22 protein-coding genes are annotated in these 21,671 nt (G+C 64.2%); 9 read left to right on the top strand and 13 right to left on the bottom strand.

What is annotated here, in order from left to right; all coding sequences use genetic code 11:
• Positions 1-131 precede the first annotated feature (131 nt).
• The 4 genes from galE to ABID59_RS03765 all read right to left on the bottom strand — a co-directional run bounded on the left by galE (position 132) and on the right by ABID59_RS03765 (position 5,330).
• Positions 132-1,124 (bottom strand): UDP-glucose 4-epimerase GalE, encoded by a 993-nt coding sequence (gene galE / locus ABID59_RS03780; protein ID WP_354082474.1) that lies wholly within the window; start codon positions 1,122-1,124, stop codon positions 132-134.
• A gap of 14 nt (positions 1,125-1,138) precedes the next feature.
• Entirely contained in the window at positions 1,139-1,945 is an 807-nt protein-coding gene (locus ABID59_RS03775; RefSeq protein ID WP_354082473.1) for a WecB/TagA/CpsF family glycosyltransferase, read from the bottom strand.
• Entirely contained in the window at positions 1,938-4,232 is a 2,295-nt protein-coding gene (locus ABID59_RS03770) for a GumC family protein (protein ID WP_354082472.1), read from the bottom strand. Before ABID59_RS03770 ends, ABID59_RS03775 begins: the two co-directional genes overlap by 8 nt.
• Positions 4,233-4,529: 297 nt before the next feature.
• Positions 4,530-5,330 (bottom strand): class I SAM-dependent methyltransferase, encoded by an 801-nt coding sequence (locus tag ABID59_RS03765; RefSeq protein ID WP_354082471.1) that lies wholly within the window; start codon positions 5,328-5,330, stop codon positions 4,530-4,532.
• A 391-nt stretch (positions 5,331-5,721) separates the two neighbouring features.
• Here ABID59_RS03765 and ABID59_RS03760 point away from each other — a divergent pair, with 391 nt between their 5' ends.
• Entirely contained in the window at positions 5,722-6,750 is a 1,029-nt protein-coding gene (locus tag ABID59_RS03760; RefSeq protein WP_354032911.1) for a glycosyltransferase family 2 protein, read from the top strand.
• An 18-nt stretch (positions 6,751-6,768) separates the two neighbouring features.
• Here ABID59_RS03760 and ABID59_RS03755 read toward each other — a convergent pair whose 3' ends face one another.
• Positions 6,769-7,665, bottom strand: coding sequence for a glycosyltransferase (locus ABID59_RS03755; RefSeq protein ID WP_354082583.1), 897 nt, complete (start codon positions 7,663-7,665; stop codon positions 6,769-6,771).
• A 306-nt stretch (positions 7,666-7,971) separates the two neighbouring features.
• Here ABID59_RS03755 and ABID59_RS03750 point away from each other — a divergent pair, with 306 nt between their 5' ends.
• The 4 genes from ABID59_RS03750 to ABID59_RS03735 all read left to right on the top strand — a co-directional run bounded on the left by ABID59_RS03750 (position 7,972) and on the right by ABID59_RS03735 (position 12,693).
• Positions 7,972-9,039 (top strand): glycosyltransferase, encoded by a 1,068-nt coding sequence (locus tag ABID59_RS03750; protein ID WP_354082470.1) that lies wholly within the window; start codon positions 7,972-7,974, stop codon positions 9,037-9,039.
• A 39-nt stretch (positions 9,040-9,078) separates the two neighbouring features.
• Entirely contained in the window at positions 9,079-10,431 is a 1,353-nt protein-coding gene (locus ABID59_RS03745; RefSeq protein WP_354082469.1) for an O-antigen ligase family protein, read from the top strand.
• Between the two features lie 152 nt (positions 10,432-10,583).
• Entirely contained in the window at positions 10,584-11,729 is a 1,146-nt protein-coding gene (locus ABID59_RS03740) for a GNAT family N-acetyltransferase (protein WP_354032914.1), read from the top strand.
• A gap of 79 nt (positions 11,730-11,808) precedes the next feature.
• Positions 11,809-12,693, top strand: coding sequence for a protein-L-isoaspartate O-methyltransferase family protein (locus ABID59_RS03735; RefSeq protein ID WP_354082468.1), 885 nt, complete (start codon positions 11,809-11,811; stop codon positions 12,691-12,693).
• Positions 12,694-12,757: 64 nt separating this feature from the next.
• On the opposite strand, the gene wrbA is transcribed toward ABID59_RS03735, so the two are convergent.
• Genes wrbA through ABID59_RS03720 form a run of 3 tightly spaced genes read right to left on the bottom strand, consistent with a single transcriptional unit; the run spans position 12,758 to position 14,892 of the window.
• A complete protein-coding gene (gene wrbA, locus ABID59_RS03730) occupies positions 12,758-13,357 on the bottom strand; it encodes an NAD(P)H:quinone oxidoreductase (RefSeq protein WP_354082467.1) in 600 nt (199 codons plus the stop codon).
• Between the two features lie 47 nt (positions 13,358-13,404).
• Complete coding sequence (locus ABID59_RS03725) at positions 13,405-14,103, bottom strand: pirin family protein (RefSeq protein ID WP_148753253.1); 699 nt, start codon at positions 14,101-14,103, stop codon at positions 13,405-13,407.
• Between the two features lie 36 nt (positions 14,104-14,139).
• Positions 14,140-14,892: an SDR family NAD(P)-dependent oxidoreductase gene (locus ABID59_RS03720; RefSeq protein WP_354082466.1), complete on the bottom strand. Its 753-nt coding sequence runs from the start codon at positions 14,890-14,892 to the stop codon at positions 14,140-14,142.
• 117 nt (positions 14,893-15,009) lie between these two features.
• On the opposite strand from ABID59_RS03720, the gene ABID59_RS03715 reads away from it, so the two are divergent.
• Both ABID59_RS03715 and ABID59_RS03710 read left to right on the top strand, forming a co-directional pair.
• Complete coding sequence (locus ABID59_RS03715) at positions 15,010-15,945, top strand: LysR family transcriptional regulator (RefSeq protein WP_354082465.1); 936 nt, start codon at positions 15,010-15,012, stop codon at positions 15,943-15,945.
• A gap of 199 nt (positions 15,946-16,144) precedes the next feature.
• The gene (locus ABID59_RS03710; RefSeq protein WP_502916775.1) at positions 16,145-16,666 is read left to right on the top strand and encodes an REP-associated tyrosine transposase; all 522 of its coding nucleotides are present in this window, start codon (positions 16,145-16,147) and stop codon (positions 16,664-16,666) included.
• Positions 16,667-16,775: 109 nt separating this feature from the next.
• On the opposite strand, the gene ABID59_RS03705 is transcribed toward ABID59_RS03710, so the two are convergent.
• Positions 16,776-17,033 (bottom strand): hypothetical protein, encoded by a 258-nt coding sequence (locus tag ABID59_RS03705; RefSeq protein WP_148753256.1) that lies wholly within the window; start codon positions 17,031-17,033, stop codon positions 16,776-16,778.
• A 156-nt stretch (positions 17,034-17,189) separates the two neighbouring features.
• Here ABID59_RS03705 and ABID59_RS03700 point away from each other — a divergent pair, with 156 nt between their 5' ends.
• Complete coding sequence (locus tag ABID59_RS03700) at positions 17,190-18,176, top strand: tripartite tricarboxylate transporter substrate binding protein (RefSeq protein WP_354082463.1); 987 nt, start codon at positions 17,190-17,192, stop codon at positions 18,174-18,176.
• Positions 18,177-18,273: 97 nt separating this feature from the next.
• Entirely contained in the window at positions 18,274-18,639 is a 366-nt protein-coding gene (locus ABID59_RS03695) for a hypothetical protein (RefSeq protein WP_148753258.1), read from the top strand.
• A 59-nt stretch (positions 18,640-18,698) separates the two neighbouring features.
• Here ABID59_RS03695 and ABID59_RS03690 read toward each other — a convergent pair whose 3' ends face one another.
• The 4 genes from ABID59_RS03690 to ABID59_RS03675 form a co-directional block, all read right to left on the bottom strand.
• A complete protein-coding gene (locus tag ABID59_RS03690; RefSeq protein ID WP_354082462.1) occupies positions 18,699-19,544 on the bottom strand; it encodes an adenylate/guanylate cyclase domain-containing protein in 846 nt (281 codons plus the stop codon).
• Positions 19,545-19,607: 63 nt separating this feature from the next.
• Positions 19,608-20,075 carry a YbaK/EbsC family protein gene (locus ABID59_RS03685; RefSeq protein ID WP_354082461.1) on the bottom strand — a complete coding sequence of 156 codons (468 nt, stop codon included), beginning with the start codon at positions 20,073-20,075 and terminating at the stop codon, positions 19,608-19,610.
• 56 nt (positions 20,076-20,131) lie between these two features.
• Positions 20,132-20,863: a haloacid dehalogenase type II gene (locus ABID59_RS03680; RefSeq protein ID WP_354082460.1), complete on the bottom strand. Its 732-nt coding sequence runs from the start codon at positions 20,861-20,863 to the stop codon at positions 20,132-20,134.
• Between the two features lie 93 nt (positions 20,864-20,956).
• Complete coding sequence (locus tag ABID59_RS03675; protein WP_148753262.1) at positions 20,957-21,538, bottom strand: TetR/AcrR family transcriptional regulator; 582 nt, start codon at positions 21,536-21,538, stop codon at positions 20,957-20,959.
• Positions 21,539-21,671 lie beyond the last annotated feature (133 nt).

Raw genomic sequence — 21,671 nt, 5'->3', positions numbered from 1 at the left:
GCTCGCGCTGTCGGTCGAGCCACGTGCGCCGCTTCCATTGGCGGCCATGCGGCGGCCGGCTTGGTCGCCGCCGCTGACTGTAACAATCTCTTTAGCCGCTCGGGGTTCCGGTCGGCAAGATAATACGGCGCCTAGCGCGATTTGAGCGGATGCGCCTTCTGGTGCCAGGCCCAGGCGGTGCGGATCACGGTCGGCAGGTCGGAATGGCGCGGCACGAAGTCCAGCACTTTTCGGGCGGCCGAGGGGTCGGCGACCAGATAGGTGGGATCGCCGGCGCGGCGCGGCTTGACGGTGTGCGGCACCTCGCGCCCGGTTTCCTGCCTGATAGCAGTGAGGATCTCGCGCACGGAGAAGCCCGCGCCGGTACCGAGATTGAAGCTGCCGCCGGTATGTCCCGTTTCCAGCAGCTTCAAAGCCGCGACATGCGCAGCAGCGAGATCAGTGACGTGGATATAGTCACGGATCGCAGTGCCGTCGGGCGTGTCATAGTCGCCGCCGAACACGGCGAACTCGACATGACCCTGCAGCGCCATCATGGCGCGCGGAATGAGATGCGTCTCGTTGTCACGCAATTCGCCGATGCCGCCGGCCGGATCGGCGCCGCTGGCATTGAAATAGCGCAGGCAGAACGCGCCAAAGCCGTAGGCCGCGCGATAATCGGCGAGCATGCGCTCGATCATCCACTTCGAAGCACCGTAAGGATTGATCGGCGCGCAGGGAAAATCCTCCGGCAGCGCCTTGGAATCGGCGTTGCCATAGACCGCGCCGCTCGAGGAGAACACGATGCGGTGGCAGCCGGCGTTGCGCATCGCCTGGAGTAGCGACAGCGTGCCCTGGACGTTGTTGATGTAATATTTCTGCGGGTCGGTCATGGATTCGCCGACAAGGCTCGCCGCCGCGAAATGCATCACCGCCGTCGCCTTATGGTCGGCAAAGGCGCGCGCCAGCGTCGAGCCGTCGAGCAGATCGCCCGTCACCAGCTCCCCGGCCACGAAGCTGCGATGACCCGTTGTAAGATTGTCATAGACGACGGGCCGATAGCCGGCAGCGGAAAGGGCACGGCAGGCATGCGAGCCGATATAGCCCGCGCCTCCTGTGACGAGGACAGTCGGCTGGTCATTCATGTCGTTCTACCTTCTCAGCGATTGAACGGCCGATTGCGGCTGAAGAGAAGATAGATCGCGCGGGGGTTGGTGGTCAAATAGCGCCAGAACAGGCGGCGCGGCTCGAGCCAGGTGCGCCAAGCCCATTCGAGTCCGATCCGCTGCATCCATTGCGGTGCGCGCGAGCGGCTGCCCGACAGGAAATTGAACAGGCCGCCTGACGTCTTGATAACGCCGACATTGGTCAGCAGCGGCGTGTATTTCTCGACGAAGGCCTGTTCAGAAGGTACGCCGAGCGCGACCCACAGGCAATCCGGCGCGAGGGCGTTGATCTCCTCGACCTTGGCCCGCAGTGCGTCGCCATCGAGATAGCCGTGACTGTGCCCGACGATCTTGAGCTTCGGATACATGTTCTGGACCCGTCTGACCGCCGCAGCGTTCTCTTCCTCGCTGGCGCCGAGCATGTAGAAGGTGCGGCCGGCAACCTCAGCCTTGCGCGCGACGATATGGAACAGGTCCGTGGTGGCAACGCGCTCCGGCAGCGGAAACCAGGACTGCAGCTTTGACGCCGCCACCAGCGGCTGGCCGTCGGCATTGATCAGATCGGCGGCGCGGAACAGGCGTTCGGTCTGCGGCTCGGTCGAGCAGCGCGCCAGCACCTCGCCATTGGCCGACGTTAGATACAACGGGCGGCCAATGCGATGACGCGGATCCGTCGCCTCGATCATGAAATCGGCGGTGGCTTCCAGGTCGAGTGCGGCCATGCGAAGGCCGCCGACGGTGATCCGTGGCACCTCGGCAGTCGCGGCCCGGCCGTCCAGATTGACGCGGCGCTCAAGCATATTGTTTGCCTCGCTGGCGCGTTTGGGTCGCGGGGGCGAGCTCGTCGAGCACCACGCCGACGAGCTTGCGCTGGGCACCGCCGAGTGCGGCCAGAATCTCTTCCATGCTGTCATTGATGTCGAGGCTGGTCGGCAGCACCGCCACCAGCGCATCGGCGCTATCGAGCAGCTTGCGGCCGGCGGCAGAAAGCGGCATCGCGGGGCCGTCGAGAATGACGGCGTCATAACCGCCGGCCGAGCGCGCCTGCGCGATCGCCTTGCGGATGGCATCAGCGGCCTTGCCTGCATCGCTCTCGGCCGCCGGCAGCACCGAGATGCCGTTGACGGTCTTGATCTCGCGCGCAGTTTTGGCTCCGATCGAGAGCCAGCCAAGCTTGCTCGGCTCGCTCTTGCCAGGTCGATTGACCTTGTTCGAGAGCGTGTGCGCCTGATGGTCCGCGTCGATCATCAGCACGCGGCTGCCATCGCGCGCGGCTGCGAGCGCGAAATTCAGTGCGGCCACACTGCGCCCGGTGGTGTCGCCGGCGCCGACCAGCGCCATCACCGGCATGGTTTTGCCGCCGGCTCGACGAGCCATCGCCGCCCTCATATCGCGCAAGGCGTTGAGCAGCGTCGTCAGCGGAAATCCGGGGCGCAGCGTCGGCCAGCCGACGCGGGTCAGATCGACGCCACCGCCGGTGGCGAGAATGGCGCCGAGCGTGCGGATCACGTCGGCTTCCTGAAGGCGGGCGATCAGCGGTTTCTCGACCAGCGCGAGCGCAGGTGGAGGCGCGGCCGCTTCGGGTTGAGGTCTCGTAAGATCCTGCGCGGGCGTGCGCTCGCGGCGGCTCGGTTCGGGCGCGGTCGCGCCGTTGAACAGATGCTCGGCCGCGACGAACCAGGAGGCGGCGGCAAGTGCACCGAAGATGAAGCCGATCATGGCGAACAGGCTCATCGCCGGCGGGAACGAGCGCCGCTGCGGCACCGTGGCCTCGCCGATAACCCGGGCCGCGGAGGTGTTCAGGGTCTCCTGCTCCTCGGTCTCGCGCGAGCGCTTGAGGAAGGATTGATAGACGTCGCGGCTGGCTTCGGCCTCGCGCTCGAGCTCGCGCAGGCGCACGGCGGCCTGGCTGAGCTGCACGCTCTGCCGCTTCTGCACCTCCAGCGCCCGGTTGAGCGACGCCTCATAGTCGCGGGCACGGGTCAGATCGTTCTTGGCCGATTGCGCAAAGCGCTCGATCTCCTCGCTGATGGTGCGCTTGAGATCCTCGACCTGCTTTTCGGTCTGGCGCAGTGCGGGGTGGCGCGGGCCGAGCTCGGCGGTCTGCTCCGCATATTTCTTGCGGGCGTCGGCATATTGCGCGCGCAGGTTCGCGATCGTCGGCGATTGCAGCGCTTCGGGAATGGCGCCGGCATCCGCGGCGGTCCGCTTATTTGCCTCGATCTGGTCCAGCCGTGCCTGCGCGTCCATCGTCGCCGCGCGAGCCGCGGAGAGCCGCTGGTTGCTGGAGGAGAGCTGCTGATCAGATATCAGCGCGTCCTGGGTGCCGACAAAATTGTTCTGCGCCTTGTAGGTGGCAAGTGCTGTTTCGGCGTTGCGCAGCCGTTCGCGCAGCTCTTTCAGCCGGCCGGACAGTTCGCTGGTCGCGCGCCGCGCCGCCAGGGCCTGCGAGTTGCGGGACTCTGTCAGATAGACGTTGGTCAAGGTGTTCGCGAGCATCGCCGCTTTGGCGGGATCGGTCGACCAGACCTCGATATCGACGATGAAGCTCTTTTCGGTCTTGCGGATGGTGATGTGCTTGTTCAGCGCGTCGAGGGCGGCGAGTTGCACGTCCTTGATGTCCGCAGCGGAGGGAGCGCGGGGCTGGAGACCGATCAGGCCGAGCAGTGACGACATCGGGCTATTGCCATCACCACCGCTGCCGAATTCGGGATCCTTGTCGAGATTGGCTTGCTGGATCACTCGCAGCAATACGCTGTTGGACGTGATCAGGCGTGCCTGGCTTTCGATCACCATCGACATGCCGGAGAGATCTTGCGCGCGCGGCGTGAGCTCGCGATCGACGAGCTGGAGCTCGCGAGGATCGACGTAAAGCTGGGCGGTCGCGGTGTAGCGGGGCGTCAGGCTCTTGCCGACGGTGACGGCGAGGCACGCGCCGATCAGCGCGGCAGAAGCAATCGCAATCTTGCGCCGCCATAGCAGGCGGACGAGCTCCAGCACGTTGAAGCTGGCCTCGGATGTCCGCTGCGGGGCCTCCGACATGGTCGGATGTCTGGCCCGGTCGATCGGCTGGTTATAGTCAAGCATAATCCCCAGCTTTCATTCCAACGCCCGCGCGCTGAGGGGTTACTCTTCGCTTTACGCCTCGCACCGGGGAAATAGGTGCGCAATCAACGCAACAGGGAAAATTAACCATACTCATTGAGGGACTATTCACCGAAATGGCAAACAAAGCGTTTAAGCGCAGGTCGCCATTTGCCGCGTCGTCGTGACGCCCCGGCGGCAGCGCTCCCTCAGTGATTAACGGTTCGTTACCGTGCGTACCTCGCCGCGCGCGCGCGTGCGGCTTCGCAGCGTGACAGCCGGCCAGCGCGCGCATGACCGTCAGCGCTTTCGCAGGATGACGTGATAGTCGCCGCGGCGGACGTCGGTGCCACGAGGAAGCACGGCGTTCATCATCGCGGCGCCGGCGTCGACGAGGGCGGCGAACAGCGGCTTGCGCTGGCGCATCTCGGGATAGCGCGGGCTCTCGACCTCGCGGCGGTAGATCATCTCCAGGCCATGGTCCACGGCGAACGCTTCGAGTTTCGACAGCGTCACCAGCGGGTGGAAGAAGGTCGGGAACGGCGCCTCGCCGGGCAGGCCGGCGGTCCTGATGCCGCGGATAGTGCGGTAGAACCAGACATGAAACCAGTGCGGCGAATATTTGGTGACGACGCCGGACAGCGAGCGTGGATTGGGCGCCCCGATCAGGATCATGCCGCCGCGCTTGAGCGCATCGCGGAAGTTTAGGAGCGCCGCCTCGACGTCGGGCAAGTGCTCGATCACGTTGTAGCAGATCACAACGTCGAACGTTTCCGGGCCGAAACGATAGGTCTGGACGTCGCCGAGGATCGCCTCGTCGGCGTAGGTGTTGTTGCGGACCTGGTCTTCGTCGATATCGACGACGGTCACACGGCTGCGGCCGAGCACGTCCATGGGCAGGAAGCTCGAGGAGCCGCCGCCGGCCTCGTAGATTGCAAGCCGGCCCTGCGGCAGCTCGCGGCGCAGCACCTCGTGAACGCCGAGCAGGCTGTCGCGGGCTTCGCCGGCGACGAGGTCGAGCAGAGCCTGGGTGTGCGCGGGACTTGTGAGGTCTTGGGCACTGGTAGCCGTCGCGAGATCGATCGTGGCTGACTTGTTCATGTTTTTCTGACCGCGCTTGTTCGATTCAAATTTACAGGAAAAGTATCTCGTGCCCGAAGAGCAAATCTGATGCCGCACGCCTTCACCGGTCGCGGTGCTTACGGCCGGGTTAATCCGGCCATGCGTTAACTACGGCATTGTCCATGTTACGCTGTTGGCAGGTGATGGACTGCAAATTGCAGTACCACGCGCGCAGGAATTCGCAGGAAAAACACGCGAAAGCGGTTAAGCGCATGATAGGACGCGTCATAGCGGGCACACTAGCGTCGCGGTGCAGCTTGAGCGCTGCAGCAGGCCGTTCATCTTGGGACGTATCTGTCCCGCGCGGCCGTGTCGCCTTGGGACTATGGACGCAGGGCTTTTTCAACATATCTCGGTCATCTAGAACGCCATGACGCTGATCCCGATCGATTTGTCCGCCAGCCGGATCTCGGATGCCGTGCGCGATCCCAACCGGGAGATCGCCGCGAGCTCGCGCGTCATCGATCTCTCGGTCGGCATCGTCGTCTGCATTCCCTGCTTCCGTCGCCCCGACCATCTGCGGCTGACGCTGGACTCGATCGTCAACCAGCGCACCTCGCGCGCCTTTGCGGTGGTCATGGTCGAGAACGACGCGGCCGGGCGCGCGAGCGCGCCAGTGGCCGCGGAGTATCTCACTTCGGGCAAGCTCCAGGGCATCTGCCTGGTCGAGAAGCGGCAGGGCAATTGCCAGGCGATCAACGCCGCGTTCGAGACGGCGCAGGCGCTGTTTCCGGCTGCGACCCGCTTCCTGATGATCGATGATGACGAGATCGCTTCGCCCGACTGGCTCGAGCTGATGGTTCGCACTGCGGAGGCGACCGGTGCCGACGTGGTCGGCGGTCCGGTGCTTCCGGTGTTCGACGACCACAGCCGGCCCTGGCTCGCTCGCCATCCCGCCTTCTGTCCCGCTTACGACTACACCGGTGCGGTGCCGCTGATCTACGGCTGCGGCAACTGCCTGATCACGCGCGCGGCGTTCGAGCGGCTCGGCAGCCCTGCCTTCGATCTACAATTCAATTTCCTTGGCGGCGGAGACTGCGACTTCTTCTATCGCGGCCGCAATGCCGGCATGAATTTCCATTGGACCGCGGAGGCCGTCATCAGCGAGACCGTGCCGCAAGACCGCACCAGCCTCGGTTGGATTGCCAGGCGCGGCCTGCGCATCGGCGCGATCAACTATCGTGTGCAGATCAAGGCTGCGCCAGGCGCGGCGGCGCGGGCGCGGGTGTTTGCGCGGATGCTCGGGCGGTTGCCGCTGTCGCTGGTCCGCTCGGCTCGCCTGCTGACGTCATCGAAAGCCGTCGTCGCGATGCACCCCGTATTGGTGGCCGTCGGTTCCGCGCTCGCGGCTTTTGGCTTTGATCCGAAGCCCTACAAGGCCTCGACGACCGTCTCCTGACGTGTTCGCGCCGGGGCGTCAGATTCCAAAATAAGACAGAGCGATCCTGATCGCGGACCGCGGCATCGCCTTGAGCGAGCGTCGGCCGACCATGCCGAGATAACCGAGCGCTTCGCGATATCTCCCGAAGCGGACGGCTTGCGTCGCCGCATAGGTCACGAGGTGGATTTCCGCTGCCTGCCGCAAACGGGGCGCAGTGCCGGCCGGCAGCTTGCCGAGGATCAACTCATCGTCGAACACGCGCGCGACCGCTGGAAAGAAGTCTTGCGGCGTCCGCACCGCCGCGTTCATCGTGTTGGCCGTGTGCAGGCGATAATCGAGCAAGAGTTCTGGCACGTAGGCGAAGTCACCGAGTGCGGCGAGGCGGCACCAGCAATGCCAGTCCTCGCAGTAGCGGAGCGAGACGTCGAAGCCGCCGGTGGCGCGGAAGGCGTCGGCTTTGATGAGCATGATGCCCCCGTTGACGATGAAATTGCCGCCGGCGAGCCGCTCCAGCACGTTGCCGGACGGCTTGCGGCGTCCCTTCAGGAGGCCGCGGCGGCCGATCGTCTGTCCCGCGCTGTCGATCGTGTTGTAGTCGCCATAGACCAGCATCGCGCGGGGCGCAGCCTTGGCCGCCGTCAGCAGCGTCGTCACGGCATTGGGCCGCAGCCGATCATCGGCATCGAGGAACATCAACCAGTCCCCGCGCGCGCTTCGTGCGCCGAGATTTCGCGCAGCCGATACGCCGCTGGCGTCGTTCATCATCAGGCAGAGCCGTGGATCGCGGATGGCCTGGACGATCGCCACAGTATCATCGGTCGAGCCGTCATCGACGACGATCACCTCGGAGACATCGGCCTGCGCCAGCGCGCTTGCGATGGTCTCGCCGATATAGGCCGCCGCATTCTTCGCAGGGACGATCACGGAAACCACAGGCGACGTTGCGCGCGCATCCGCGGCCGCGGGCGCGGCGGCCGGTGCATCGAGCGTGGTGTCGGTGAGGGTCAAGCGATGGCTCGTCGTGTTTAAGGATCTGTTAACCAGGCCGTCGGCAATCGCGGTCTGAGCTGGCGCGGATGATACCCTCATAACGATCAAATCGTTGTTGCGAAGGCCGTCGGGGCGTCGGTTTCGTAGATTAGCGTTAAACCTGCTGCGTTAAGTCTGTCGCTGCATTTTCAGAGGTGCGACAGCGGGTCTCATGCGAGAATGCAGGCCCGATTGCCGCGGATGGATCCAGTGCCCGCAAAGACATTCGACTACGATCCGGACGACATGATCCTCAACCTGTTCTACGAGGATAAGGACGATCGCTGGGTTCCCGGCGACCGGCATCTGCGGCGCATGGCACGCAAGATGTTGTTCGGCGAGCCGCGCATGAGCGGACAGCTGCGCGTGTTCCTCAATCTCTGCGCCGGGCTCGACCGGCTCGGCATCCGCTATCGTGTCAACGACTACGGCTACATCGGGCAGCATCCCGAGGAAGTCGCCTGCATCATCGGCCGCACCTTCCTGCTCGACAAGTTTGCGTGGAAGAACCCGATCCTGCTTGGCGTTGCCGCCCACAATCATCCGCTCGACGATCCCGATCTGTTCAAGCGCCTTCCGGTCAAGAAGGTCGTGGTGCCCGGCGACTGGTATGCCGACATGTACCGGCCTTATTGGCCGGAGACCGAAGCCTGGCCGGTCGGCATCGACACCGATCTGTGGGCGCCGTCGCGCCCGCGCGACAAGACCGTCGACGTTCTCCTCTATGACAAGGTCAGCTGGGATCGTGACCGCTACGTGCCGGAGCTGGTCGAGCCGGTTCGCGCGCGACTGATCAAGGAAGGCCGCTCGTTCACCGAGCTGCGTTACGGCAGCTACAACGAGGAAGACTATCAGGCCGCGCTGGCACGTTCGCGCGCGATGATCTTCCTGTGCCAGAACGAGAGCCAGGGCATCGCCTATCAGCAGGCGCTGTCCTGCGGCGTGCCGGTGTTTGCCTGGGATCCCGGCGGCCCCTGGCCCGATCCCGATTATTATCCGCACCGCGTCCAGTTCGAGCCGGTGTCGTCGGTGCCCTATTGGGACGATCGCTGCGGTCTCAAATTCACGGACCGCGCCGGCTTCGAGGACCGCTGGACCGATTTCTGGGCCGGCTGCACCTCGGGCAAATTCGATCCGCGCGGCTACATCATGGACAACCTGACGCTGGAGCAGCGCGCGCTGCAATATTACGAGATCGCGCGCAGCGTCGCGCGGCAGCAGCGGGTCGCCGCCACCTCCGGCATGCTGGTTGACGGATGGTTAACGGGGATGGGCTAGACCTCTGAGGTCCCCCATCCTCCCACCCGGCCTAGAGGCATGGATCGCAGCGCCGCAGACATGACTGACGTCGAGGCCCGTTCGCTCGGCCATGCGCTGCGCGACGAGCTCGCCAAGCTGAATGTCGTCCAGGTGGCGCGCTGCCTCATTATGGTGGCGGCCCTGCTGCTGGTCATGATCACGCTCGATCCGTTTCCGGACCTGCGCAGCGAGGACGTCGCCACCGTCGTCGGCGGGCGCATGGCGCTGAACTACATTACCTTCGGCCTGCTCGGCGCAATCGGCGTGATGTTCGTTCTCACCACCGATGCGCCCTCGCTGAAGACCCTGGTGACGCCGCTGCATCTCTGCCTGGTCGGCTGGATGCTGATCAACGTCGTTCTGTCGGAGAGCCGCGAGGTCTCGATCCAGCGCTTCGTGCTCGCAGCCAGCGTCACCTCGCTCGCGGTGATCCTGCCGCTGCTGCCGCCGACGCAGCGGAGCTTTAACCTCTGCCTCGGCGGCGCCGCGCTGGTGCTGCTGGCGCTGTGCTTTCTCGGGGTCTTTCTCGCCCCGCAATATTCGATCCATAGCGCGCTCGACATCACCGAGCCGCAGCTCGCCGGCGACTGGCGCGGCAGCTTTGGCCACAAGAACGTCGCCTCACCGGTGATGACCATTCTGGTCTATGTCGGTATCTACCTGTCTGCCGTCGGCTCTTTCGTGATGGGGCCCGCGGTCGCCCTGCTGGCCGGCATCTTCCTGATCTTCACCGGCGGCAAGACATCGTCGGTGCTGTGCCTGGCGATTTATGCGCTGGCGTCGCTGGTCTACGTCACGCGCAGCCTGTGGCTAAAGCGGATCATCTGCTTCGCGCCGCTGATCGTGATGAACCTGCTGACGGTCGGCAGCGTTCTGAGCCCGGCGCTTGGCAGCATCACGCGAGCGCTTCCGGTCGATCCCACATTCACCGGCCGTTCCGACATCTGGGAGTTCGCGCTTGCAGCGGTGGCGGAGAAGCCGATCACCGGCCATGGCTATGCGGCGTTCTGGGACGACGTGACCGCGCGGCAGACCGCAAAAGGCTCCGAATGGGCGGTGACTGCGGCGCACAGCCACAACAGCTATCTCGATCTCGCCGTCACCATCGGCCTGCCGGGCCTGTTGCTGGTCGTCCTCATCTTCGTCCTGGCGCCGCTTCGCAATTTCCAGGAGACCCAGGCTCACAACCGCAGCAACGCGCTGGGCAAGCTGTTCCTGACCATCTGGCTGTTCGGCCTGTATTTCGGGACGACCGAGACCTTCTTGCTCGAGCGGCAGAACCCGGTCTGGTTCATGTTCGCGCTCGCGGCCGCCGGGTTGCATTTCCTGGCCCGGTTCCAATGCGTCGCGCAAATGGAACCCGATCGCTGACAGCTTGTCGCAGTCGTGCGTTTCATATCGGGACACGGGGGCGTTGCGCGCGCTGCGACGGTATCGGCTTAACGATAAGCATCGACGTAACTTGTGGTCTGCGACAAAACATAATCTATCTGGACACGTTCAGTAACCGTATGCCCCCGCAAATGGCGTTTCTCAGCCTCGAGCAACTAGATGGTCGGGTGTCCAGCACATCGGGAATCTCAGTCGATTTCTTGCGTGACTGGCGACAGGCCGCATTGCGCCTGAATGCGGGCCATCGCACCGCATTCCAGCATGGTTACTGGCTCGGTGCCTGGTACGAAGCCTTTCATGGCGTAGCGCCGCTGATCGCAATCATCACCGATCCGGCGACCGGCAAGGACATCGCGATGGTGCCGATGTTCAGCCACGTCAGGCGCGGCATCCGCGTCGTCGAGTTTGCCGATCTCGGTGTCTCCGACAACAACGCTCCGATCCTGGCCTGCGATGCAACCTTCGATGCGGTCGGCGCGCAGGCGATCGGCGCGGCGCTGGTGGATGCGTTGCGCGCCTTGCCTGACGGCTTCGACCTGCTGCGGCTGAAGAAGATGCCGGCCTATGTCGGCGCCAAGCCGAACCCGCTGCTGTCGCTCGGCCGTTCCGGCTCCTGCTCGCTCAACGGCAATCTCGTGCTGACCGGCGACGACTATGCGGACTATCAGGCGTCGATCAAGCGCATGCAGATGCCGCGCTGCTGGCGCGTGTTCAGCCGTCATGCCGGCGCGCGGTTCGAGATTGCCAACGATGTTGCCCGCGCGCACGAGCTTCTCGACGTGATGGATGTCCAGCAGCAGGAGCGCATGCAGAAGCTCGGCTCGCGGTTCGTCCTCAACGACGAGGCCCATGCTGCTTTCTATCGCGAGGTAGCTCGCCAAGGCGTTGTGGAAGGTTATGCCGTGATCTCGGCATTGGTCTGCGACGAGGGCGTCGTCGCCACCACGCTCGGCGTCAGATATGGTGCGACCTATTATTTGCTGCGGATCGGCCATGCCGGCAAGACGTGGGCGAATTGCTCGCCGGGGCTGCTCGTGACCGAGCGCACCATGGCAGCGCTGCATGCGCAGGGCGTGCGGCGCTTCGATCTCAGCATCGGCAATCACGATTACAAGCGCCGCTTCGGCGCGGAGCAGGTCGCCCTGACCGATGTCAGCGTCGCCCTGTCATGGCGCGGGCTGCCCTATGTGCTGCGCGACCATGCTGCCCAGGGCTTGCGCCGCCATCCGAGGCTCGCCGCCTTCGCGGCGCGGGCGATCGGCAAGGGTACGCGCTAGAGCCGTCCACGTTCGCGGGTTGCACGGTCACTCGAATATCGCAATGATTGTGCTATCGTCGCCGCCGCCAGGAGGCGACATGGACGATCGTTCGGACAAATTTCGCGCGTTCTATGCGCAGTTGATCTGCGCTGCAGCCAAGACCACGGACCCGCGTCTCGAGCAGGCGTTTCGCAACGTGAGGCGCGAACCCTTCGCCGGGCCCGGGCCGTGGTCGATCTCGTTCGGCGGCCATCGTTACGTCGAGACGCCCGACGACGATCCCGCCTTTCTCTATCAGAATGCGCTGCTGGCGCTGGATCCGGCGCGTGGCGTCAACATCGGCATGCCCGGCGCGCACGCCTATTGGCTCAGCGGCTGCGGCGTCAGGGAAGGCGAGACCGTGCTGCAGATCGGCGCGGGCAGCGGCTATTACACCGCCATTCTCGCCGAGCTCGCCGGTCGCAATGGCCGCGTCTATGCCTATGAGATCGACGAACGCCTGGCGGCGCTTGCACGCGAGAATTTAAAGGACTTCGCCACAGTCGAGCTGCGCGAGCGCTCGGGCATTGCGTCCGATCTGCCTGATGTCGACGTGATTTATGTCTGCGCGGGCGCCGCGCAGCCGGCTACGGAATGGCTCGCGGCGTTGCGGCCCGGCGGGCGGCTGGTGTTTCCGCTGGCGCCGGAAGGCGTGCTCGGCGGCATGCTGATGATCACGCGCCCGGAGCAGGGCACGGCCTGGCCGGCCAAATTCCTGGGGCGGGCCCAGTTCATCGGTTGCGCCGGACTTCAGGATGCGGATGCCGGCCGCCGATTGGCCGAGGCGTTTGCGAAGGGATGGGAGAGCGTGCAGTCGCTGCGGCGAGGAGACGTGCCCGACGATACCTGCTGGTTCGCCGGCGACGGCTGGTGGCTTTCAACGGCGCCCGCATCGGCGCCGGCGGTTACCATCCCGCCGCACGCAGACATCACTCAGGCTTGACCGATGCCGGCCTAATCGCATCTGCCATGCAGCTGGTTGTGCAGCTGAAGCTTAGCCGTGCAGCTTAGCCGTGCAGTTTTCTGGCGGTCTCCGCGATCTGGCGTCCCTGATAGCGCGCGCCGGCCAGCTCATTGGCGCTGGGCTGGCGGCTGCCGTCGCCGCCGGTGATCGTGGTGGCACCGTAGGGCGCGCCACCGGTGACCTCGTCGAGCTTCATCTGGCCGGCAAAGCCATAGTTTAAGCCGACCACGACCATGCCGAAATGCAGCAGGTTGGTGATGATCGAGAACAGCGTGGTCTCCTGGCCGCCATGCTGGGTTGCGCTCGCGGTGAAGGCGCCGCCGACCTTGCCGTGCAGCGCGCCCTTGGCCCAGAGTCCGCCGGCCTGGTCCAGAAAGTTCGCCATCTGCGAGGCCATGCGGCCGAAGCGGGTGCCGGTGCCGACGATGATCGCGTCGTAATTGGCGAGGTCCTCGATCCTTGCGACCGGGGCGGCCTGATCGACCTTGTAATACGAGGCCTTTGCGACCTCGGCCGGAACGAGTTCTGGCACGCGCTTGATGTCGACGGTGGCGCCGGCTTCGCGCGCGCCTTCGGCAACGGCATTGGCCATCGCTTCGATGTGGCCATAGGCGGAATAATACAGGACGAGAACTTTGGTCATGGTGGTCTCCGTTGGGATCGGTTGAGATGATGGGTTGCTTGGATTGTTTAGGCCGCGTCCACGAGCACGAGCTCGGTGTCTTCCAGCGCGGTGATCGTCAGCCTGGCCTCGTCGCGGATCGCGGCGCCGTCGCGGGCATTGACGCGCACGCCGTTGATCTCGACTGCGCCCGCCGCAGGCACCAGGTAGAGGTGCCGCGCCTTTTGCGGCTCGTACTCGGCGCTCTCGCCGGCCTTCAGCGTGGTGGCGAGCACCCGCGCATCGGCGCGGATCGGCAGCGCGTCGGTGTCGCCTTCGATGCCGCTCGCAATGGTGACGAGCTTGCCGGAGCGACCCGACTTCGGAAACGGTTTTGAGCCCCAGGTCGGCTGACCGCCGCGCAGCGTCGGCTCGATCCAGATCTGGAAGATCCGCGTCTTGGTCGGCTCGAGATTGTACTCGGAGTGGCGGATGCCGCTGCCGGCGCTCATCACCTGCACGTCGCCCGCTTCGGTGCGGCCCTCGTTGCCGAGGCTGTCCTGATGGGTGATCGCGCCCTCGCGCACATAGGTGATGATTTCCATGTTGGCGTGGGGATGGGCGGGAAAGCCGGTGTTCGGCGCGATCTCGTCGTCGTTCCACACCCGCAAGGCGCCGTGGCCCATGTTGCTCGGGTCATAATGGCTTGCGAACGAGAAATGATGCTTGGCCTTGAGCCAGCCGTGATCGGCGCCGCCGAGTTTTGCAAAAGGTCTGAGTTCGATCATGGAAGTGGTTCCCTGATTGGAGGGGCGGGTTTGGCGTTATGCGCCAAACCCGCCGTCGACGTTGAGCACGGTGCCGGTGACGAAGGAGGCTTCCGGGCTTGCGAGGAAGACCACGCCGGCGGCAACCTCCTCAGGCCGTCCGAAGCGCTGCAGCGCATGCTGCTTGCGCTGCGTCTCGGCGAACTCGCCACCATCCTTCGGGTTCATGTCGGTGTCGATCGAGCCGGGCTGCACCACATTCACGGTGATGCCGCGCGGGCCGAGGTCGCGCGCCGCGCCCTTGGTGTAACCAACGACCGCCGACTTGGTGGCGACGTAGTCGGCCAGGCCGGGGAACGAGGCACGGTCGGCGAGCATCGAGCCGACGGTGACGATGCGGCCGCCTTCACCCATCAACTGCGAGGCGGCGCGGATCGCCGCAATCACGCCATGCACGTTGACCTGGTCCTGCCGCTCCAACGCGGCCGTGTCGACGTTGGCGTCGTCGATCGCGCCACCATTGGCGACACCGGCGTTGTTGACGAGAATGTCGAGATGGCCGAATTCCCTGGCGACATCGTTGACCAGCTTCGTCACGTCCTTGGCGGAGGCCTGGTCTGCCCTGAAGGCGCGGGCCTTGACGCCCCGGGCCTTCAGTTCGCCGACGACGGCTTCGGCTTTTTCGGGCGAGGCGACGTAGCTGATGGCGACGTCCGCGCCTTCATCGGCGAGAGCGCGGGCCGAGGCCGCGCCGATGCCGCGCGAACCGCCGGTGACGAGAGCAACCTTGCCTGAGAGCTTCTTGGTCATTGGATTTCTCCAGTCCTGAATTTCTGATGACCCTTGGATAAGCCTCCGCCTGTGGTATAGAAATAGAAACTGTCGAAACACATTGTTTCCCTAAATACCCTGATTGGGACCGTTGCCATGGCAAAACTCCCCGATTTCGAGGCGCTCGCGATTTTCGCAAAAGTCGTGGAATTGCGGTCGTTTGCGGGGGCTGCAAGCGAGCTCACGATGTCCAAGGCCACGGTGTCGAAGGCCGTGACCCGCCTGGAGGAGCGGCTCGGCGCCCGCCTGTTCAACCGCACCTCGCGTCGCCTGGCGCTGACCGATGCCGGCCACAAGCTCGCCGACCGCGCGACGCGCCTGCTCGCCGACGGCGAGGCGGCCGAGAACGATGCGCTGGCGCAATCGGTGGCGCCGCGCGGCCTGGTGCGGCTCGCGGTGCCGATGACGTTCGGGATCAAGGCGGTGGCGCCGCTGCTGCCGGAGTTTTTCGAAACCTATCCGGAGGTCTCGGTCGATCTGCATTTGAGCGACGCGACCATCGACCTGATCGGCGAGGGCTTTGACATGGCGGTGCGGATCGCGCGGCTGCCGGACTCGTCACTGATCGCGCGGCGGCTCTTCACCATGCCGCGCTTCACCGTGGCCGCGCCGTCCTACCTTAGGAAGCACGGCCGGCCGACGCATCCGATGCATCTCGCCGAGCACAAATGCTTCAGCTACGCCTATCTCTCGACGGCGAACGTCTGGCACTACACCAATTCCGCCGGCGAGCAGGCCAGCGTCCGCCCCGGCGGCCTGCTTCGCGTCAACAATGGCGAAGCCGTGATGCCGTCGCTGATCGCCGGCCTCGGCATCGCCGAGCTCCCAGAGTTCATCGTCGGCGATGCCATTTCGTCCGGTGAAGTCGAAGTGATCCTGAAGGACTGGAAGCAGGCCGAAGGCGCCGTGCACCTCGTGACCCCACCGGGCGGCCCGCGCCCCGCGCGCGTCGAAGCGCTCGGCGATTTCCTCGCAGCGAAGCTGCCGGGCACGTGCAAGCGGCAGTCGAAGAAGGGTGGGAAGGCGGGGTAGCCGTCGCAAGATAGGCACGGCTTCATCCGCTCGTCATTGCGAGCGCAGCGAAGCAATCCAGAATCTTTCCGCGGAGACACTCTGGATTGCTTCGCTACGCTCGCAATGACGGAGAGATCTCGCTAGTCTATCCTCCGAGCGGCTATCGTAGGGTGGGCAAAGCGAAGCGTGCCCACCACTCTTGGACGAGAAGGTTACAGTGCCTCGATATCGCCGAGCGCAAGGCAGCACGTTCTTCTTCACGGTTGCGCTCGCCGACCGTTCAAGCACTCTGCTCGTGGATCATGTTGATCGCCTCAGGCGAATTTACCGGACCGTCCAGCAGCGCCGCCCGTTCGAGACAGTCGCTATTTGTATCCTGCCCGAGCATCTCCATGCCGTTTGGTCCCTTCCGGACCACGACGTCGATTTTTCGTCACGTTGGAATCTGATCAAAGGCGGCTTTTCGCGAGGCTTAGAACCGCAAGAGCGATCAGCAAGCAAGCTGCTCAAGCGCGAGAAAGGCATTTGGCAGCGTCGCTATTGGGAGCACGCAATTCGTGACGATGCGGATCTAGAGCGACACGTTGATTACATCCATTTTAATCCTGTGAAGCACGGCCTCGTCACCCAGGCGCGCGATTGGTCTTTCAGCAGCTTCCATCGTTATGTGGAGCAGGGCATCCTTGCCGCGGATTGGGGAGGGGATATGCGGGATATTGCTGGGAATTTCGGTGAGTGATGGTGGGCACGGCGCTTTGCGCCTTTGCCCACCCTACGAGATCTCGCTAGTCTATCCTCCGAACGGCTATCGTAGGGTGGGCAAAGCGAAGCGTGCCCACCACCACTAACTACGACACCTTCACGCCGTCGATTGCGACAATGCGCAAGCTCGGCTTCACGGTCTGCTCGAGCTGCGACTTCAAATCGTGAACACGCGGGTCGGTCGAACGTGCGGCGCACACTGCGTATTGATGCACCGATTGCGCCAGGGCACGCCGCGCTTCCGGCGTTCGCGTCACCTCGGGCTTTGAAAGCCGCAGGACGATCGCTGCGAGGTTCACCAGCATCTCGTCCAGCGCCACGTCGATGGTCGCGAATTTTCCCATGGCACTCTCCCTGGCAAGACCTTCTGAAGGCAACGGAGGGTGCCGCGATGCGTTCCGGAGCGGGGCGAACATGGATAACGCTTCGTAAACAGCTTGTTCTTGCCGATCGCCGCGCTAGGCTCGGAGGGAAACAAGAAAATAAGAGGAGGGGCTGCCATGGATCGACGCGACGTCTTGCGCGCCGTTGCCGCATTGCCGTTGTTGCGGGGCGCGTTGCCAGAACAGGCCTTCGCGCAAAGCTACCCCGCCCGCAACATCACCATGATCGTGCCGTTCCCGGCCGGCGGCCAGGCCGATCTTGCGGCACGTCCCGTCGCGCAGGCGCTGGAGCGGATCCTCGGCAAGTCCGTCATCGTCGACAACCGCGCCGGCGGCGCCGGCGGATCGGTCGGCAACGCTGCAGCCGCGCGCGCCGAGCCCGACGGTTACACGCTGCTGATGACATTGTCCTCGCTCGCGGTGCTGCCCGAGGCCGACCGGCTGTTCGATCGTCCGGTCGCGTATGAAGTGGCGCAGTTCATGCCGATCGCGCGCGTGCTGGCCGATCCCACGCTGCTTGCGGTGCCGACTTCGGCGCCATGGAAGACTGCGCAGGAATTCGTCGAGGACGCGAAGAAGCGCCCGGGCGAGATCACCTATGGTTCATCCGGACCTTACGGCACGCTGCATGTGGCAATGGAGATGTTCGCCAACAGCGCGGCCATCAAGCTGCTGCACGTGCCGTTTCGCGGCGCGGGGCCGGCGTTGACCGCGCTGCTCAGCGGCACCGTGCAGGCGATCGCAGCGGCACCGGGCACGCTGAAGCCGCAGGTCGACGACGGCAAGCTGCGCGTGCTCGGCAATTGCGGCGCGCAACGTGTTGCGAGCTTTCCCGACGTGCCGACCTTCCAGGAGCTCGGCTACAAGGATGTCGAGATGTACATCTGGGCCGGGCTGTTTGCGCAGAGCGCTCTTCCCGCGCCGATCGCAAGCCGCTTGCACGAGGCGATGGCGCAGGTGATGACGAGCCCTGACGTGCTAAAGACCTTCGATGCTTCGGGCAGTCTGGTCGCTTATCAGGATGCGCCAGCGTTCTCCGATTTCGTGGCGACCGACAGTGCGCGGCTGATCGCGGCGGTCAGGAAGATCGGCAGGGTCGAGTAGGTTCCTACCCGAATTTTCACATTTTTTTGTTGGGCCAGAACCTGACCGCGTCTCATTGATTCAGGACAAATCGAGGGATTCGAGAAGGATTGGGACCATGCGAACAGAGCGAATTGCGCTGGGTGCGGCGCTTGCGATCAGCGGCATCGTCGCGCAAAGCGCCGCGTCCGCCGAGGAATATCGCGGCACCATGGAGCAGCAGATGGCCTGCACGCCGGATGTCTGGCGCCTGTGCAGCGATCAGATCCCGGATGTGAGCCGCATCACCGCCTGCCTGCGGCAGAACACGCCGCAACTCTCCAGCGGCTGTCGCGCGGTGTTCCAGTCCAACAACCAGATGCCACCACAGCAGCCGGTTCCGCGCGGCCGGGCTGTGCCGCAGCCTCGCTATAACAATGCGCCGCCGCCACCTCCGCAGGCGCAGCCGCGGCCCTATGACGATGGCGACGATCAGCGCTTCTGAGAACATGATCCGGAAAGATGCGCAGCGGCAGGCGTGAAGACGCGGTCATGCCGCCTCATTCAGCGGTTCCTCTTGCCGTCCGACTCAGGTCGACGCCCGAGCGCTGTCCGCATGAGGACGCCGAAGAGTATCGCTGCAACTGGCCAATGGAACCAGATCCTGTGCATCCCAGTGAAAACATTGATCAGGATCAGGAAGGCCGACACCGTGAGGGCCACTGCGACCGGGCGGGGCAGCTTCGCCAGCCCATCTGAAACGAAGCGCATCCACGTGGATGGCTCGGATCTGTCGCGGCGTGCGGCGTCAGTTTCCGAACCCGCAACAGCGCCCTGAGACGTCAGGCGTTCGCCAGGCGGAAAGCTCCGTGCTTGAGCGGTTTGGCCGCTCATGGTCACACGATAGCTGGTCATGGGAGCAATGTTTTTCATGGGACGCTGGCCGAGACAGTCGAAGCCAACAGATAATTTGTTGTGCACCTGGTCATAGGCGGAGCTGGAGATCACGATGCCGCCGGGTTCGGCGAGTTCTTGCAGACGCGCCGCGATATTGACCCCATCTCCATAAAGATCGGAACCATCCACCATCACATCGCCGAGATTGACGCCGATGCGAAACCGCATCGGGTTTGCGTCAGGTGGGCCCGAATCCTGGTTGGAAATTTCCTGCTGAATCTCGACCGCGCATTGCACGGCCTCGACGACGCTGGCGAACTCGGCGATGACAGCATCGCCCCACGTATTCACGATGCGGCCGTCATGACGCTCCACCAATCCCGCAATGGCCGTGCGGTAGCGGCGGAGCGTTTCCAGCGTTCCCGCCTCGTCTGCTTCCATCAGGCGAGAATAGCCGTGCACATCGGCGCACAGCACGGTGGTCAGTCGTCGTTTCACCTTGTCGTCGGGCATGGTCCAGACATTAGCCTCCCTGACCGGCAAATGCATCAGGCATGAGTACAGGCTGTAGCCGCTTTACGGCCTGACCTCGCAGACATCGATCCATTCGGCCGCGGTCAGCTCGGCCATCCGCTCCGGCGTGATGCGCACGGCGCTGTGGGTCGAGCCTGCGGCCGGCACCACCACGTCGAACGCTTTCAGCGAGACGTCGCAATAGACCGGCAGTGGCGACTTCAGCCCGAACGGGCAGACGCCGCCGACCTCGTGGCCGGTGATCTCGGCGACCTCTTCCAGCCCGAGCATCTTCGGCTTGCCGCCGAACGCTGCCTTGACCTTCTTGTTGTCCATCCGCGAGGTGCCGGCGGCGACGATCAGGATCACGCGCTCGCCGACGCGCAAGGACAGCGTCTTGGCGATCATAGCGGGTTCGACGCCATAGGCTTCGGCAGCCAGCGTCACGGTCGCCGAGCTGATCGGGGATTCCATCACGGTGATGTCGGGGGCTTTCCCGGCGAAGAAGGCGCGAACGGATTCCAGGCTCATTCCAGTCAGCTCATCGAGGACTTACGGGGGGCGGCGATACTCAGGCGATGCTTGATTCAGGCGATTCTTGCCAGCTCCGAGAGCGAGCGGACGCGATGATCCGGCGCAAAGCCGAGCTCGTCCATCTGGGTGCGGATCGCCTTGAATAGCGTCAGCGGTGCCACGAGTTCGTTCTCGACGCAAGCCAGCGCCATGGCGTCCGGCGTCACCCGTTCGATCCAGGCGACGTTGAGGCCGAACGATTTCGCGCCGGCCACGTCCCAGGGATTGGAGGAGACGAACAGCACCTCGTCTGGTTTGGTGCCGAGCACCTCGCCGATCAGCTCATAGGCCTGCGGGCTCGGCTTGAAGATCTTCTTCGCGTCCACGCTGATGGTGGCGTCGAGCAGGCGGTCGAGGCCGGAGTTGCGCACCAGCGTAGTCAGCATGTCCGGGCTGCCGTTGGACAGGATCGCAAGCTTTCGCGGTTTCAGCGCGGTAAGCGCTGCGGTCGCATCCGGATAGAGATCGAGATGCAGATATTTCTCGATGACGCGCTCGAAGGCCTCGCGCTCGTAGGTAAGCCCGAGCACGCGCAGCGTATAGGCCAGCGAGTCGCGCGTGACGGTGGAAAAATCCTGGTAGCGCCGCATCAGCGAGCGCAACCAGGTATATTCGAGCTGCTTGATCCGCCAGACCTGCGTGATGATCCCGCCATAGCCCGGAAACGCATCCTCGGTGATCTCTGCGACCGACTGGATGTCGTAGAGCGTCCCGTAGGCATCGAAGACGACGGCTTTGAGGGGCAATTGACCGGTCCTCCGGGGTCGTAGGGGCGCAAGGACTATACAAGGCGTCCGGATGGCGATCCATGCGCCCGGGGCGAGAACATTGAACCCGGATCACCCCTCGGGGGCGGCCCACCTCTGGACGCTGACATCCGCCAGCGCCTTGAATACAGCCGGCGTGCGCTCCAGGCGGGCGATCGTTCGCGCGCCTTCGACGGCGGCTACCAATGCGGCTGCGGTAGAGGATGCGCGCGCGGGAGCGAAACCGCACCCCCTGAAATGCTCCGCAACAATCTCGGTTGAATCGGCAAATCCGCGCGCTACCCGTTTGGTCAGCTCAGCGTCGAGCGCGGGCAGCTCATTCGCCAGATTTTGCATCAGACATCCATACTGGAAATCAGAGGCGACCATTTCGGCCGCGAATGTACCGAAAATCTGGCGAACGAAATTCAGAGCATCGCCCGTCGTATTCGCCGAGATAGTCCGCAATACCGCAATTCTAGTCGCAACGTAATGATCGATGGCCTCCTCTGCGAGCTGTGCCTTGCCGCGTGGAAAGTGGAAGTAGAACGATCCTTTGGGCGCGCCGCTTTCTTCAATGATCTGGGTCAATCCAGTCGCAGTGTAGCCCTGGATGCGAAACAGGCGTTCGGCCGTGGCAATCGCGCGAGCGCGGGCATCAGTCTTACGTGGCATGCCGTGAACCTAACACGATCCGCTTGACGCGACTATGGTGATCGCCATACTATGGCGATCACCATAGAAAGAGCCCGGCTGATGAGTCGTCCATGTAGTTTCAAGCCATCAGTGTCCCGACGAGCCGTCTTAG

Origin of the sequence: Bradyrhizobium sp. S3.3.6, from assembly GCF_040546905.1 — a bacterium.
Lineage (GTDB): Bacteria > Pseudomonadota > Alphaproteobacteria > Rhizobiales > Xanthobacteraceae > Bradyrhizobium > Bradyrhizobium cytisi.
Note: the sequence above shows the minus strand (reverse complement) of the source record. Positions and strands in the feature narration are given on the sequence as shown.

Excerpts from the sequence above, each read along its gene's own strand:
- galE (WP_354082474.1), bottom strand. The coding sequence starts at position 1,124 with ATGAATGACCAGCCGACTGTCCTCGTCACAGGAGGCGCGGGCTATATC.
- ABID59_RS03775 (WP_354082473.1), bottom strand. The coding sequence starts at position 1,945 with ATGCTTGAGCGCCGCGTCAATCTGGACGGCCGGGCCGCGACTGCCGAG.
- ABID59_RS03770 (WP_354082472.1), bottom strand. The coding sequence starts at position 4,232 with ATGCTTGACTATAACCAGCCGATCGACCGGGCCAGACATCCGACCATG.
- ABID59_RS03765 (WP_354082471.1), bottom strand. The coding sequence starts at position 5,330 with ATGAACAAGTCAGCCACGATCGATCTCGCGACGGCTACCAGTGCCCAA.
- ABID59_RS03760 (WP_354032911.1), top strand. The coding sequence starts at position 5,722 with ATGACGCTGATCCCGATCGATTTGTCCGCCAGCCGGATCTCGGATGCC.
- ABID59_RS03745 (WP_354082469.1), top strand. The coding sequence starts at position 9,079 with ATGGATCGCAGCGCCGCAGACATGACTGACGTCGAGGCCCGTTCGCTC.
- ABID59_RS03740 (WP_354032914.1), top strand. The coding sequence starts at position 10,584 with ATGGCGTTTCTCAGCCTCGAGCAACTAGATGGTCGGGTGTCCAGCACA.
- ABID59_RS03735 (WP_354082468.1), top strand. The coding sequence starts at position 11,809 with ATGGACGATCGTTCGGACAAATTTCGCGCGTTCTATGCGCAGTTGATC.
- wrbA (WP_354082467.1), bottom strand. The coding sequence starts at position 13,357 with ATGACCAAAGTTCTCGTCCTGTATTATTCCGCCTATGGCCACATCGAA.
- ABID59_RS03725 (WP_148753253.1), bottom strand. The coding sequence starts at position 14,103 with ATGATCGAACTCAGACCTTTTGCAAAACTCGGCGGCGCCGATCACGGC.
- ABID59_RS03720 (WP_354082466.1), bottom strand. The coding sequence starts at position 14,892 with ATGACCAAGAAGCTCTCAGGCAAGGTTGCTCTCGTCACCGGCGGTTCG.
- ABID59_RS03715 (WP_354082465.1), top strand. The coding sequence starts at position 15,010 with ATGGCAAAACTCCCCGATTTCGAGGCGCTCGCGATTTTCGCAAAAGTC.
- ABID59_RS03705 (WP_148753256.1), bottom strand. The coding sequence starts at position 17,033 with ATGGGAAAATTCGCGACCATCGACGTGGCGCTGGACGAGATGCTGGTG.
- ABID59_RS03700 (WP_354082463.1), top strand. The coding sequence starts at position 17,190 with ATGGATCGACGCGACGTCTTGCGCGCCGTTGCCGCATTGCCGTTGTTG.
- ABID59_RS03695 (WP_148753258.1), top strand. The coding sequence starts at position 18,274 with ATGCGAACAGAGCGAATTGCGCTGGGTGCGGCGCTTGCGATCAGCGGC.
- ABID59_RS03690 (WP_354082462.1), bottom strand. The coding sequence starts at position 19,544 with ATGCCCGACGACAAGGTGAAACGACGACTGACCACCGTGCTGTGCGCC.
- ABID59_RS03685 (WP_354082461.1), bottom strand. The coding sequence starts at position 20,075 with ATGAGCCTGGAATCCGTTCGCGCCTTCTTCGCCGGGAAAGCCCCCGAC.
- ABID59_RS03675 (WP_148753262.1), bottom strand. The coding sequence starts at position 21,538 with ATGCCACGTAAGACTGATGCCCGCGCTCGCGCGATTGCCACGGCCGAA.